This is a genomic window from Lacinutrix sp. MEBiC02595 (genome assembly GCF_053601555.1).
In genome coordinates this window covers 169,765-184,306 of sequence record NZ_JBSHNU010000184.1, presented here as the reverse complement: position 1 = coordinate 184,306, position 14,542 = coordinate 169,765, and the positions used below count along the sequence as shown (strand labels likewise).

General features: G+C 31.9%; 17 protein-coding genes. 8 read left to right on the top strand and 9 right to left on the bottom strand.

Going from position 1 to position 14,542, the window contains the following annotated elements:
• The first annotated feature begins 22 nt into the window (after positions 1-22).
• The 4 genes from dapB (at position 23) to ACVCZW_RS05430 (ending at position 3,437) form a co-directional block, all read left to right on the top strand.
• Positions 23-721 (top strand): 4-hydroxy-tetrahydrodipicolinate reductase, encoded by a 699-nt coding sequence (dapB, locus tag ACVCZW_RS05445; RefSeq protein WP_452228819.1) that lies wholly within the window; start codon positions 23-25, stop codon positions 719-721.
• Between the two features lie 87 nt (positions 722-808).
• Entirely contained in the window at positions 809-2,410 is a 1,602-nt protein-coding gene (gene lepB / locus ACVCZW_RS05440) for a signal peptidase I (RefSeq protein WP_452228820.1), read from the top strand.
• Positions 2,411-2,508: 98 nt separating this feature from the next.
• Positions 2,509-3,129 (top strand): WbqC family protein, encoded by a 621-nt coding sequence (locus tag ACVCZW_RS05435; RefSeq protein ID WP_452231854.1) that lies wholly within the window; start codon positions 2,509-2,511, stop codon positions 3,127-3,129.
• Positions 3,129-3,437, top strand: a complete 309-nt coding sequence (locus ACVCZW_RS05430; RefSeq protein WP_452228822.1) for a DUF6122 family protein — start codon at positions 3,129-3,131, stop codon at positions 3,435-3,437. The genes ACVCZW_RS05435 and ACVCZW_RS05430 overlap by 1 nt, the downstream gene beginning before the upstream one ends.
• Positions 3,438-3,457: 20 nt before the next feature.
• Here the strand turns inward: ACVCZW_RS05430 and ACVCZW_RS05425 are convergent, their stop codons facing one another.
• From ACVCZW_RS05425 to ACVCZW_RS05395, 7 genes are all read right to left on the bottom strand, one after another.
• Positions 3,458-4,483: an endonuclease/exonuclease/phosphatase family protein gene (locus tag ACVCZW_RS05425; protein ID WP_452231853.1), complete on the bottom strand. Its 1,026-nt coding sequence runs from the start codon at positions 4,481-4,483 to the stop codon at positions 3,458-3,460.
• Positions 4,484-4,551: 68 nt separating this feature from the next.
• Positions 4,552-5,415 (bottom strand): rhomboid family intramembrane serine protease, encoded by an 864-nt coding sequence (locus tag ACVCZW_RS05420; RefSeq protein WP_452228824.1) that lies wholly within the window; start codon positions 5,413-5,415, stop codon positions 4,552-4,554.
• Positions 5,415-6,185 (bottom strand): rhomboid family intramembrane serine protease, encoded by a 771-nt coding sequence (locus ACVCZW_RS05415; protein WP_452228825.1) that lies wholly within the window; start codon positions 6,183-6,185, stop codon positions 5,415-5,417. The genes ACVCZW_RS05420 and ACVCZW_RS05415 overlap by 1 nt, the downstream gene beginning before the upstream one ends.
• Positions 6,186-6,287: 102 nt before the next feature.
• Entirely contained in the window at positions 6,288-8,141 is a 1,854-nt protein-coding gene (gene mutL / locus ACVCZW_RS05410; protein ID WP_452228826.1) for a DNA mismatch repair endonuclease MutL, read from the bottom strand.
• 3 nt (positions 8,142-8,144) lie between these two features.
• Positions 8,145-8,426, bottom strand: coding sequence for a riboflavin synthase subunit beta (locus ACVCZW_RS05405; RefSeq protein ID WP_452228827.1), 282 nt, complete (start codon positions 8,424-8,426; stop codon positions 8,145-8,147).
• 565 nt (positions 8,427-8,991) lie between these two features.
• The gene (ribH, locus tag ACVCZW_RS05400) at positions 8,992-9,474 is read right to left on the bottom strand and encodes a 6,7-dimethyl-8-ribityllumazine synthase (protein WP_452228828.1); all 483 of its coding nucleotides are present in this window, start codon (positions 9,472-9,474) and stop codon (positions 8,992-8,994) included.
• 23 nt (positions 9,475-9,497) lie between these two features.
• Positions 9,498-10,268: a tetratricopeptide repeat protein gene (locus tag ACVCZW_RS05395; RefSeq protein WP_452228829.1), complete on the bottom strand. Its 771-nt coding sequence runs from the start codon at positions 10,266-10,268 to the stop codon at positions 9,498-9,500.
• Between the two features lie 133 nt (positions 10,269-10,401).
• Between ACVCZW_RS05395 and recF the strand changes: the two genes are divergently transcribed.
• From recF to ACVCZW_RS05375, 4 genes are all read left to right on the top strand, one after another.
• Positions 10,402-11,481 carry a DNA replication/repair protein RecF gene (recF, locus tag ACVCZW_RS05390; RefSeq protein WP_452231852.1) on the top strand — a complete coding sequence of 360 codons (1,080 nt, stop codon included), beginning with the start codon at positions 10,402-10,404 and terminating at the stop codon, positions 11,479-11,481.
• Positions 11,478-11,909 carry a hypothetical protein gene (locus ACVCZW_RS05385; RefSeq protein WP_452231851.1) on the top strand — a complete coding sequence of 144 codons (432 nt, stop codon included), beginning with the start codon at positions 11,478-11,480 and terminating at the stop codon, positions 11,907-11,909. The genes recF and ACVCZW_RS05385 overlap by 4 nt, the downstream gene beginning before the upstream one ends.
• Before the next feature lie 35 nt (positions 11,910-11,944).
• Positions 11,945-12,241, top strand: a complete 297-nt coding sequence (locus ACVCZW_RS05380) for a DUF721 domain-containing protein (RefSeq protein ID WP_452231850.1) — start codon at positions 11,945-11,947, stop codon at positions 12,239-12,241.
• A gap of 80 nt (positions 12,242-12,321) precedes the next feature.
• Positions 12,322-12,513, top strand: a complete 192-nt coding sequence (locus ACVCZW_RS05375) for a cold-shock protein (protein ID WP_452228833.1) — start codon at positions 12,322-12,324, stop codon at positions 12,511-12,513.
• Between the two features lie 103 nt (positions 12,514-12,616).
• Here the strand turns inward: ACVCZW_RS05375 and ACVCZW_RS05370 are convergent, their stop codons facing one another.
• The gene (locus ACVCZW_RS05370; RefSeq protein ID WP_452231849.1) at positions 12,617-13,537 is read right to left on the bottom strand and encodes a YeiH family protein; all 921 of its coding nucleotides are present in this window, start codon (positions 13,535-13,537) and stop codon (positions 12,617-12,619) included.
• Between the two features lie 77 nt (positions 13,538-13,614).
• A complete protein-coding gene (locus ACVCZW_RS05365; RefSeq protein ID WP_452228835.1) occupies positions 13,615-14,499 on the bottom strand; it encodes a LysR substrate-binding domain-containing protein in 885 nt (294 codons plus the stop codon).
• Positions 14,500-14,542 lie beyond the last annotated feature (43 nt).

Here is a 14,542-nt window from a genome sequence, read left to right as displayed (position 1 = left end):
GAAACAAAAAAATTTATTTTTGATGAATATTGCACTTCTTGGCTACGGAAAAATGGGAAAAACCATTGAGCAAATAGCGCTACAACGTGGTCACAAAATTGTTACAAAAGCAATGGATGACCATTATGATATTACAGATGCAGATGTTGCTATAGATTTTAGTATACCTTCTGCAGCTTTCAAAAACATTTCTAATTGTTTGAATAAAAATGTCCCTGTTATTTCTGGAACTACAGGCTGGTTGGAAGATTACGACAAAGCTGTTACTTTATGCGAAGAAAAAAAAGGAGCATTTATTTATGCTTCTAATTTCAGTTTAGGAGTAAATATTTTTTTTGAACTGAATAGTTACTTAGCCAAAATGATGAATACTTTAAAAGATTATAAAGTATCTATGGAAGAAATTCATCACACACAAAAACTAGATGCACCAAGTGGAACAGCTATTACCCTTGCAGATGCTATTATAAAAGAACACGATAGCTACACCTCTTGGAGCTTAGCCCCAGAAACGGAAGCTGCTTTGCCAATTACGGCTAAAAGAATAGAAGACGTTCCTGGAACGCATAGCATTGCCTATAAAAGCAATGTAGACACTATCGATATCTCACACACAGCACATAGCAGACAAGGTTTTGCACTTGGCGCTGTTGTAGCTGCCGAATGGATTCATGGAAAAACAGGTGTTTTTACTATGAAAGATGTGTTAAACATTAGTTAACTAGCAATGTATTTGTAACGTATAAAACGTTTACATCACTAACAATAATAAAACAATTGCTGGAAGGCAATTATTAGTATACAAATTATGACATTTACGCAATTATTTATCTTTTTCGTTAGTATTCAAGTAATTCACGGATTAGGAACTTGGAAACTTTATGTAAAAGCAGGAAGACAAGCTTGGGAAGCATTTGTTCCTGTTTACAATGCTGTGGTTTTAATGAAAATTATTAACAGACCTTGGTACTATACCATTTTTCTATTTTTGCCAATTGTTAATCTTATCCTATTTCCTGTAATTTGGGTAGAAACCGCTAGAAGCTTTGGTAAAAATCAGCATTTAGATACTTTTTTAGCTATTATTACTTTAGGTTTTTACAATTACTATTTAAACTATGCTGCCGACGTAACCTATGTGAAAGATAGAAGTTTACAACCTAAATCCGGATCTGGTGATTGGGTAAGTTCTATATTATTTGCCATTGTAGCTGCAACTATTGTGCACACTTATGTCATGCAACCGTATACAATTCCGACTTCCTCTTTAGAGAAATCTTTGTTAGTTGGCGACTTTTTATTTGTAAGTAAGTTTCATTACGGAGCAAGAGTACCAATGTCTACTATTGCCGCACCAATGGTTCATGACACGATTCCTTTTATAAAAAAGAAATCGTATTTATATGATGACAAATTAGAAAACAAAAACACTTCTTGGATCAACAAACTGTCTTTACCGTATATGCGAATTCCAGGATTACAAAAGATAAAGCGTAATGATATTGTGGTCTTTAACTGGCCAATAGATACTTCCTATAGTATGTCTGTTGCTCATCCAGACAGAAACTACCACAAACCCATTGACAAGAAAACAAATTACGTAAAACGTTGTGTTGGTTTACCAGGAGATTCTTTATCTGTTCGTGATGGTTATGTATTTATAAACGGAAAACAAAATGAATTACCAGACCGAGCGAAATTGCAGTTTTCGTATTTAGTAAAAACGAAAAACAATCAAGACTTTAACTTGCAATATCTTCATGATAGATATGGTATGAATCCAAATAGAGTTGGTAAAGTAGATCAAGATGTTTATAAATTTATGGGAATTTATAAAGGAGATTTAGAGAAGTTTAAAAACAACCCGAAAGTAGATCAAATTATTCCTTTAAAAGAAGAAGAAGGAAAACGAAATCCTGGTATTTTCCCTCATGACCCTAACTATAACTGGAATAACGATTATTTTGGAAATCTATATATCCCTGAAAAAGGAAAAACGGTAGACTTAAACTTAAACGTTTTACCAATTTACAAACGTATTATTACCGAATACGAAAACAATACATTACAAGTAAAAGGAAATCAAATTTTTATTAATGATGCCCTTGCAACTAACTACACATTTAAGCAAGATTATTATTGGTTAATGGGAGACAACAGACATGATTCTCAAGATTCTAGAACTTGGGGATTTGTACCTTTTGATCACGTGGTAGGTAAACCTGTTTTTATATGGTTTAGTTGGGATTCTGATGGTCAAGGTATAAAGAACAAAATCCGTTGGGAACGTTTATTTACCACTGTTGGTGGTAGCGGAGAACGCGTTTCTTATTTAATTCCGTTTTTAATTTTACTACTTGGTTGGTATGGTTACGGTAAATGGAAAAAAAGAAAAGAAGCGAATAGTTAATATGTTTTTATCACCCCGAACCGGATTCGAAACCAATTAGAAATAAAGAATTTAATTGAATAGATTCGGAATTCAGTTCGGAAGGACAGCAGCTACAAATGAATATACTAATACATCCAACATACTTCCCAAACATAGCACACTTTGCTGCCATGTTAAAAGCGGGTGAAGTAACCTTTGAGGTGCATGACAATTACCAAAAGCAAACCTATAGAAATAGAACTTTTATTTATGCAGCAAATGGCAAATTACAGTTAAGTGTCCCGGTAATATATTCACAAAAGGAAAGACAAAAGTATAGTGACATAAAAATTCATAATACAGAAAAATGGCAAATACTTCATTGGAAGTCTTTAGAATCTGCTTACAAAACTTCTCCTTTTTTTGAATTCTATGAAGATGAGCTTCTACCTCTATTTACAGAACAAGCTGAAAATCTTTTAGACTTTAATTTAAAATGTTTTGAAACGATTTTGGATTGCATACAATTAGATCTAAATACTTCGGAAACCGAAAATTTTCAAAAAGAAACCACCGACAAAACAGACTTTAGATATTTAGCAAACTCTAGAAAAGAACCAAATTTCAACTTTGAACCATATACCCAAGTATTTAGAGAAAAGCATGGTTTTATTGGTAATTTAAGCATTTTAGACGTACTCTTTAATGAAGGCCCGAATACTTTAAGCTATTTAGAAAACCAATTTAAACAGCTATAATGTTACAATCTTTTTTACATTATGGTATTCACTTTGGCTTGCCTCTATTAGTTGCACTACTCTTTTTTAGAAGTAATTGGAAAGTAGCATATCTAATAATGGCTGCTGGAATACTTATCGATTTAGATCATTTACTAGCAACTCCTATTTTTGAAGCAAATAGATGCAGTATTAATTTTCATCCGTTACATACGTATTACGCAATGGTACTTTATGTGTTATTATTAATTCCGAAGAAAACAAGATTAGTTGGACTTGGCTTGTGTATTCATATACTTGCAGATTATACAGATTGTGCCTTTATGTAATTTCTTTGGAATACTGCTAATTATTCTAACAAAGACAATCTAGCCATCACCGGAAAATGATCGGAATAATGCACATCATAGGTTTTAAAAGTATCTACAACAAATGCATCATCCACTAAAATAAAATCTATTCGCGTAGGAAAGAATTTAAAATCATAGGTTCTACCAAAACCATTTCCTGCAACTTTAAAAGCATCTTTTAAACCTTCTTTCATTTCCTTATACACATAAGAAAATGCAGTATTATTAAAATCGCCACTAACCACTACTTTATACCTACATTCCTTTTTGTGCTTTAAAAACAATTCGGTTTGTGTTTGCTGCATTATAAAAGATTTACCAATACGTTTTACTAAACGTTCCGAATTCTCTTGAGAAATAGCTTCCACTTTAGTATCTATTTTTAAAGATTGTAAGTGTACATTATAGATTCGAATGGTATCTTTTTGCTTCACAATATCCACAAAAATGGCATTATTAGAAGTATTAGGAAACGCTACAGAACCAGAATTTATAATTGGGTATTGCGAAAAAATTGCTTGTCCGAATTTAATTTTATTCCCAGTAAGTTTTTCAAATTTATACTTAAAAAAAGATAAATCTATATTTTCATGTGGATGATATTCCTGAAAACTAACTACATCCGGCTTTTTTTCTTTAATAAAGTCAATCAGTTTTAGATCTGTACTATCTTCTTCAATCCAATCGTATAAATTAAAAAGCCGCACATTATAATTCATAACTGCTAGGCTATTTTTTTTATCCACTTCCTTTTTATTTCCAAATTTATACAAAGAACCAAATGACAAATAGCCAATTACTAAAACTAAAAAAGATAAAAAGAACTGTTTTTTTACTTTTAACAACCAATATAGAAAAAACAAAACGTTTACTATAATCAAAAGCGGAACCCCTAAACTTAGAACCGATAAAATGGCGAAGTTTTTTGGAGCAACAAAAGGCAACACATAAGAAAGCAATAAAAGAGTAGCTGCAACAGAGTTGAAGAAGAATACTATTTTATTTATAAAGTTTAATTTTTTCATGTGATAATTAAAAGTTCAAAAGCTATTTTTATTATTACTGTAAACTGCTTACTGAACACTGCGTGGAACTACTTCCCGGCTCGAAACAATAATTCCTTCTCTTCTTTGGTTAAACTATCATAACCACTTTTACTTATTTTATCTAGAATAACATCTATTTGCTTTTGGTTGTTAAACTCTTTAAATTCATCTTTAGTATAACCAGCAACTTTGCTTTTCCTTTTATGCACGGTTTTAAGTGTCGATGGATTCTTTTTAAACAGATTTGTAAAGCCATTCATAAAACCTTCAAAGCCTTTACCAATATCTTTCCCTTTAGTTAATTGCGTAGCATAAAAATAACCAAGTATCGTTCCTCCAAAATGAGCAAGGTTCCCTCCTGCATTTCCTCCAAAAAGACCAACAAAATCTAGAACTACAATAGCAATACCAACGTGTTTCAGTTTAATATTAAAGGTAAAAACGCGCAAATCCATATTAGGCATATATGCGCACATAAAAATAAGTAAAGCTCTAACGGCTCCAGAAGCACCAACTAATCGATGTCCAGAACTAAAAACGTTTGGTAGTAATGCATAGGCTAATAAAAATAGTAAAGCACCAGAAATAGCACCAAGAAAGTACACATTTAAAGCAAGTTTAGTATTAAATAAGTTGATAAACATTTTACCAATAAAATACAGCCAAAGCATATTAAATAACATGTGAATAAAATCATAATGCACAAAGGCATAAGTAATAATACTCCAAGGTTGTTTTAGAAAATCAAAAAAGTCGCTAGGCAGCTCGAACCAGGACATACTAGATCCTGTCTTTAAAACAAACCTTAAAATTTGTGCTAGTATAAAAACAAGAACATTAACAGCAATAAGCTTTTCAAACACATTAAGCTGCGTCAGTTTTTGTTTTATATCTTGATTTAGATTTGTCATTAATCCCAACGGTTTTGATTAAACTGATTTTTTTTCCAATACCACATGATTAAAAATCCGGTAATTGCACCACCAACATGTGCCATGTATGCTGTATTACTCGGACTAAAAAAGGATTGCCCTGAAATTGCAGAGATCACATCTAATAAAATAATTCCAGGAATAAAATATTTCGCTTTTATAGGAATTGGTAAAAAGATCATCATCAGTTTTGCTTCTGGATTCATCATACCAAATGCAGCTAGAATTCCCATAATACAACCAGATGCACCAACCATAGATGCATTATAAATTGGGTAAGCTTCTTTTAAATTTATTAATTGGACATCTGTAATTCCTGAAATAATTTCGTTAGAAGTAAACATGTGCACCAATTGATCGTTTGTCAATCCAGAGCTTATTAATTCATTGTATAAAGGAATATAGCTGAAATAATAATACCCCAACTGAAACAATACTGCTCCTAACCCTGCGGATATATAGACAAATAAAAATTTCTTACTACCTAAAACCTGTTCCACTGGAGAACCAAACATCCATAAAGCAAACATATTAAAACCTAAATGCATTAAGCTAAAATTCTGTAAATCTGCTCCACCATGCATAAACATGTGGGTAATTATTTGCCAAGGTTGAAACGCATCATTCTTAGGAAAATATAGCGCAAACCATTCGTAAAACAACTGTCCGCCACCAATAAATAAAGTACCAATAAACATAAGAACGTTTATGATAATTAGATGTTTTACTGTATCTGTTATTCTATTCATATTAATTTAGCATCTTTCGACTTGGCTCCAGATAAACTCTAGAGGAAATCTGTTTTAATTAAACTTATTTCTATTCCCTTGAAAAAAGGGAAACTTATTATTCTATAAAAATTTTCTATCCAACTCATCCATCGTCATGGTTACAAAAGTTGGTCTATTCATTGCCGAAACATTAGGTTCTTTACAAGCAAAAAGCTTATTTACCAAATGCTCTTGTTCTTGCAGGCTTAAGCTTTGCCCGGTTTTAATGGCCAAACTTTTAGACATGGATTTTGCCAATAAATCTGTGGCGCTAAAATTACTATCTGGCACTTCATTTTCCACATCGCTAATAAGCTGCTCTAAAATGATAGAAACCTCACTCTCTGGAACACTTACCGGGACTCCTGTAATTTCTAAGCTATCTTCATTTATGGAAGCAAACATAAATCCGGTATGTTCTAAATCTTCTTTAACTTGATTAATAATAGCAATTTCTTGCGATGAAAAATGCAATTGCAACGGAAACAGCAATTGCTGACTCATCGCTTCCTTTACGGTCAAGTTTTTAAGGAAATCTTCGTATAAAACACGTTGGTGTGCTCGATGCTGATCGATAAGTAGCATTCCAGACTTTACCTTACTAATAATATATTTATTATTTAATTGGTAGGTAGATTGTTGCTGCTCCACTTCGTTTTCATTAGTAAACATAGAAGCAGTTTGCTCATCACTTTCAAAATGCACTTCGCTAAAATCTTGTTGTGTTTTGGTACTTTTAGATTCTAAACCAACATATAAACCTTCCCAGCTTCCGGCAACTTCTTTTTTATATGAAACTTGCTGTTTTGCTACTGGATTTCTTTCTTCTTGAAAAGGATTAAAACTACGATCTACCTCTATGGTTGGTGTACTTCCTCCTTTATTTTTAAAACCATACGGTGTATCTAAATTAGCATCCCGATCAAAATCTAAAACAGGAGCAATATTAAATTGTCCCAAACTATGTTTCACCGCAGAGCGCAAAATGGCATATAAAGTATGCTCATCATCAAACTTAATTTCGGTTTTTGTAGGATGTATATTGATATCTATGGTTTGCGGATTTACTTGCAAGTTTAAAAAGTAGCTTGCATGTGCGCCATCTTTTAACAAACCTTCAAAGGCCGAGCCTATTGCATGATTTAAATAAGCACTTTTTATAAATCTATCGTTCACAAAAAAGAACTGTTCTCCTCTAGATTTTTTTGCATATTCTGGTTTACCAACAAATCCTGAAATCTTCAATACTTCTGTATCTTCTTCTACAGGAACTAATTTCTCATTAGTTTTAGTACCAAATAAATTTACAATTCGTTGTCTATAATTACTTTCTGGAAGCTGAAACACTTCAGATCCATTATGATACATTGCGAATGTAATATTAGGATGCGCTAAAGTAACCCGATGAAATTCATCAATAATATGTCGTAATTCTACGGTATTCGATTTTAAAAAATTTCGTCTTGCAGGAATATTAAAAAACAAGTTTTTAACCGCAATAGAAGTTCCTTTAGGAGTTACAACTACTTCTTGTTCTTCAATTTCGCTACCCGCTATAATAATACTAGTACCAACTTCTTGGTCCTCTTGTTTGGTTTTTAATTCTACATGAGCAATTGCGGCAATACTTGCTAAAGCTTCGCCACGAAAACCTTTGGTATTTAGTTTAAAAAGATCATCTGCTGTTCTAATTTTAGAAGTTGCATGACGCTCAAAACTCAAACGAGCATCTGTTGTGCTCATTCCCTTACCATCATCTATTACTTGAATTAAGGTTTTTCCAGCCTCTTTTACTATTAGCTTTATGCTTGTAGCTTGCGCATCAATAGCATTTTCTAATAATTCTTTTACTACCGAAGCTGGTCGTTGTACTACCTCACCAGCTGCAATCTGGTTTGCAACATGATCGGGTAAAAGTTGAATAATGTCTGCCATAAATTATTTTGAAAAGAATATAGATACGTCAAAATCTATAATAAACAAAAATACAAATATGAGGATAGCAAGAATAATTAAAACACGTTTATTTGCGCTTTTATCTTCGTTGTTTTTATAGTCGTTAAGTGCAGAAACTAGTTTTGTTTTAATTCCTCCCTGACTACCAACCGTTGACCTTTGGTCATCAAATTTGTGTTTAATTTCATACGGATTCCCTACCCCTTTAAAGTATTGAGGTGTATAATCAAACTTTCTGTTTTGTTTTGTTTTAAAAATGCCCATAAGCTTTGCTTTATTAGTAACTACTTAAAATGTATAACAATACCAATATAGCTATCAAAAACAACACCATAACTGTTAAGCTAGAAAGAAAACTTCCTTTCCGTTTTGATGTTCCTCGAATAGCATCCCATTTGGAAGTTAGCGCTTCTTTTTCGGTTTGCTCCTGTTCTCTCTGGTGTTTAGGTGTATAACTAAACGATTTGTTTCTGCGTTGATTAAATAAATTCACTGTAAAGTTAAAAGTGTATGTTACCCTCAAATTTACTTAATTTACAAGGAAATATTGGTTTCGAAATGCTAAAAATTGTTAACAAACAGGTTAGGAAACAGAAGTTAGAAGACAGATGTAGTAAAATTCTTTAAGGAAAACGAAATACTAGCACTGCAAACGTTTTGTTTGAAAGATGTGAAGGTGCGAAATTACAGCGTTGTTTATGGAGGTATTATTCAGGAATAACGGAAAGCACAGCCTTCCATATAGAAACTAAAAAATCAGTATAGAAAAGTCCCGAATTCCTTATGTATTCTGTTGCTATGTTGTTAAAGAGAAACGGAATATTAAAAACTAAAGTATATTTAAAGCAGCCATTTTAATTGCAGCTACAGCAGCTTCTGTACCTTTATTACCATGAATTCCACCAGAACGATCGATACTTTGCTGCATATTCATATCGGTAAGCACACAGAAAATCACAGGAACATCATGTATGACGTTTAAGTCTTTAATACCTTGAGCAACGGCTTCACAAACAAAATCGAAATGTTTCGTTTCGCCTTGAATCACACTACCAATTGCAATTACAGCATCGACATTATACTGTTGCATTTTTTTGCTTCCAAAAATAAGCTCGTAGCTACCAGGAACATTCCAACGGAGTATATTTTCTTCTTCTACACCGTTTTCAATAAGTGTATCCAAAGCACCTTTAAATAAGCCTTCGGTGATGTTATCGTTCCATTCTGAAACAACAATCCCAAACCGAAAATTTTTCGCGTTTGGGATTGTGTTTTTATCGTAATCGGATAAATTTTTATTTACTGTTGCCATATTTCTTCCGCGAAAGCGGTTATTTATTTAGTAGCCAACACTTCTGCTTTACCTATAAATACATCAATATTTGAAGCTTCGGTAGCAGTAGGATATTCTTCTTTAATTTTATTAAAATGTTTTAACGCTTCACCAGCTTTTCCTAAATCTAAAGCAGTAATTCCCGCTTTGTATAAGTACATTGGTGTTGTTAATTCATTGTTACGCATTTGAGCAGCTTGCACATAATAACCTAAAGCATCTTCTTTTTGGTTTAATTGTACAAAAGCATCTCCAATTGCTCCTTTAGCAATAGGTCCAGTAGCTTCGTCTTTACCTTTATAATTACCTAAATACGAAACTGCATTCTTGTAATCTTTTTGGTTTAAGTACGCCATTCCTGCATAATAGTTTGCAAGGTTAGCAGCTTCTGTTCCGCTGTGTTCGGATATAATATCTAACATACCATATTTACCTTCTCCTCCATTCAATGCTAAATTAAATAAAGAATCCTTTTCGGTTCCTGTTACGGCTTCATTATAATACTTTTGCGCTTGAAACATATCGTTCATCGCTTCTGTTTGTCCTGGTTTAGCTACAAATTCTTTATAACCTAAATATCCTAAAACACCAATAGCTACAATACCAATTATTACAAAAATGTATTTTTGGTTCTTGATCACCCAGTCTTCGGTTTTAGAAGCTGTTTCATCTAATGTATTAAAGACTTCAGCAGTTGTTGAGTTTTCCTCTTCAACATGTACTTCTTCTTCTTTCGTTTTCGGTTTATATCCTCTTTTCTTGTATGTAGCCATTATTTTGTTAATTATTGCGTGGCAAAAATAAAATTTTTCTTCACAAATAAGGTTTATTTATTTGTTATTTTTCAATATTTTGCAAGACATTTTAAGAAAACAACTTCTAGAATTCCGTTTATCTAACTTTTTTATGATTTTAAAATCACTTTCTTTACTTAATTATAAGAATTTTGACAGCATTTCTTTCTCCTTTAACGAGAAAATAAATTGCATTGTTGGCAACAATGGCGTGGGTAAAACGAATATACTAGATGCTATTTACCATCTTTCGTTTGGTAAAAGTTATTTTAATCCTATTGCATCTCAAAATATAAAACACAACGAAGAGTTTTTTGTGATTAATGGTGATTATGAAAAAGAAAATAACACAGAAAAAGTTGCAATTAGCTTAAAAAAAGGTCAAAAGAAGGTAATTAAGCGAAATAATAAGGCCTACGAAAAGTTTAGCGAGCACATTGGCTTTCTTCCTTTGGTCATTATTTCACCAGCAGATCGAGATTTAATTACGGAAGGAAGTGACACAAGACGTAAATTTATAGACAGTGTAATCTCACAAAGTGATAAGACGTATTTAGAAGATTTAATTAAATACAATAAGATTTTAGCACAAAGAAATTCCTTATTAAAATATTTTGCGCTTAATAACACCTATAATCAAGATACTCTTGAAATTTATAATAACCAATTAACCGATTACGGAACTCGGATTTTTAAATCGAGAGATGCTTTTTTACAAGCGTTTATTCCTATTTTTAAATCGCGTTACGAAGCAATTAGCAATAATAACGAAAGTGTAGATTTGGTATATAAAAGTGATTTATTTGAAGCAGACCTCAACACGCTTTTAATGCGCGTTATAAATAAAGACAAAGCCTTGCAATATACAAGTACAGGTATACATAAAGACGATTTGGTTTTTAATATTGCAGAACATCCCATTAAAAAGTTTGGGAGTCAAGGACAGCAAAAATCATTTTTAATTGCTTTAAAGTTGGCACAGTTTGATTTTATAAAAAAACAAAGTGGCGTAAACCCAATTCTACTTTTAGATGATATTTTTGATAAGTTAGATGAACAGCGTGTTGCTCAAATTATTAAATTAGTGGATGATGAGAACTTCGGACAACTATTTATTAGTGACACACATGCAGAACGAACCGAAAACGCTGTAAAACAAGTACACCAATCTTTTGAAATTTTTAGATTATGAAAAACTACACATTAATACTATTAACTGTACTCCTTTTTAACTGTTCTTCAAATCCGGAAACCTTTATAACACATGTAAATGGGTACTGGGAAATTGATGAAGTTACATTGCATGACGGAAGCAAAAAGGACTATAATTATAATGATACTATTGACTATTTTGAAATAAACGATAGCTTAACTGGTATCAGAAAAAAACTAAAGCCTAATTTTCTTGGCACTTTTGAAACCTCCAAAGATGTAGAAAGGATGCGAGTTGTTATAGAAAACGATAGTTTAAACGTATACTACACTACTCCTTTTGCTACTTGGAAAGAAACTATTCTTTTAGCAACTAAGACGCAGTTAAAAATAATAAACCAGAATAAGGACGTATATTTATACAAACGCTACCAACCTTTAGATTTAGGTGAAATAAATAAGAATTAATTAAAAAGAGAGTCCCATTTTCGTGGGAAGTGAGCATGGCAAAACGTAATAATGAAAATTTAAGCATATCCGATGCTTTAAAAGAATTTGTAGAAACCAATAAATTAGAACGTGGTTTAGACAAAGTTAATGTAGCAGACGCTTGGGCAAACCTAATGGGAAATGGTGTAAACAACTACACAACAGCAGTACAATTGGAACGCGAAACGTTATATATACAATTAAGTTCTAGTGTTTTAAGAGAAGAATTGAGTTATGGTAAGGAAAAAATAATTAGAATGCTTAATGAAAGCTTAGGAAAAGAGATCATTAAAAAACTGGTTTTAAGATAATTAACAAATAAATATAGCTTATTTAATTTATTGGCATTATCTTTGTATTACAGTTAGTATTAACAATAAATTACATTACCATGAGTAAAGGAACAGTAAAGTTCTTCAACGATGCCAAAGGATTTGGTTTTATCACAGAAGAAGGTTCAAACAAAGAACATTTTGTTCACATTTCGGGATTAATCGATGAAGTTCGTGAAGGCGATGACGTTGAGTTCGAATTAACAGAAGGAAAAAAAGGATTAAACGCAATAAACGTTAAAGTTATATAATTTATAAGCTTATCTTTTTAGAACAAAAACGCAACCCGATGGTTGCGTTTTTTTGTTTCTATACTTCTTGTTTTTGTTATCTTCTGCACATCTAATCTGTTTTTTAGTTTAAAATATAAAGTAGAGAGAAAACAGAAATAAATAACCACAATATAAATGCGAATAAGATGGGTTTAATACCTGAAGATTTTAAATCATGAATAGATATATTAGACCCTACAAGGAATAAGGTTACTATAAGTAATCGTTTTGCTATAAGCACAATAAAACCAGTTGCAGGTTCTGGCAAAACATGGTAACTATTGATAATAATTGCCATTATAAATAAGAGAATAAAATAGGGTATCTTTATTTTCTCTCCTTTTGTTTTAAATAGAAACATAGAAAAAATAGACAAAGGTATAATCCATAAGGTTCGTGTTAGTTTCACTGTAGTCGCTATTCGTAAAGCTTCATCTCCATAACCCAAAGCAGCTCCAACCACAGAACTGGTATCATGTATAGCAATAGCACACCATAAACCAAATTGCTCCTGTGTTAAGTTAAAAAAATGACCTACTGCAGGAAAAATAAACAGCGCAACCGCGTTTAAAAAAAACACAATACCTAAAGCAATACTTATCGTTTTGCTTTTTGCTTTAATAACTGGTGAAATTGCTGCAATGGCACTTCCGCCACAAATAGCAGTTCCACAACTAATAAGGTGTGCTAATTTTAAATCTAATTTCAAAATTCTTGCTAAAAAGAATCCTAAGCTGAGTGTTAAAAAAATAGAGAACATGGTTAGTTCTATTCCTTGCTTACTGGTTTCTAGTGTTTCATTAATAAACATTCCGAAACCTAAACCAACCACCGAGATCTTCAAAAAAAGATGAAAAGCCTTCTGACTGTACGTTGGAAAAGGATTATTTAATACCAATGTAAAAACAAAGCCGAGCACTAATGCAGTTGGACTATTTATTCCGCCTAAAAAAGCGATACTAATTATAAGAAGGTAGGCAACTTTTGATAATAAATCTTTCATATCATTTCGTAGTATTACGATACAAAAGTAATTCTAACAAATAACCTTTAAGCAAATTAATTAGTTATTAAGCATAACTAAAAGTTATAGTTGTTGCGGATAAAATTTTCTAGGTAATCTATAGTCTTGGATTGAAAGCCTGTTCTTTTTATGAAGTAAAACCACCTTTCGATCGATAAATCTTTAATGTCAATTATTTTTAATTTATTATGCACTAAGTCGTTATGAATGGCATTAATAGATAAAAGTGCAAAATGATCAGAATGATACAGGTAGTTTTTAATCGCTTCCGTACTATTTAAAGACACCACACTATTAAGACTTTTTATATTATTTTGTAATAGAAACTTATCAATAATAGCTCTTGTTCCAGAACCTTTTTCTCGTTCAATAATAGGAATTTCCTGTAGTGTTTCTATAGTAATGCTTCCTTTCTTAAAAAGAGTATTATTCACATTAGTTACCAATACAATTTCGTCTTTAATAAATTTTTCGAAATGTAATTTAGTATTGGATATACTACCTTCCGTAATTCCAAAATCTATTTCTTCATTCAGAATATAATCTTCAATATGCGCTGAATTATCACTTATTATTTTAAATTTTGTTTGCGGAAACTGTACTCTAAACTTTGCTATTATTTTAGGGATTATATAATTGGACAAGGTTGTACTAACTCCTAATTCAATAACCTCTGGAAAAACGTCTTTTTTGTGTAGAAACTGTTCCTCCATTTCAGAAAAAACAGCGAGTATCCTGTTGGTATACACAAGAAAAGCCTTCCCTTCTGCTGTGAGTTCTATCGAGTTTCTCTTTCTGGTAAAAAAGGTTGTTTTATATTCTTCCTCTAAATTTTTGATGGATTTAGAAACCGCAGGTTGGGAAACAAATAATTGTTCTGCTGCTTTGGTGAAGCTCAAGTGCTTTGCAACCACTTTAAATATATGTAACTTAGTTTTCATTATCTCTTGTGTAAATAACCAATAAAAGCACAACCATTGCTAG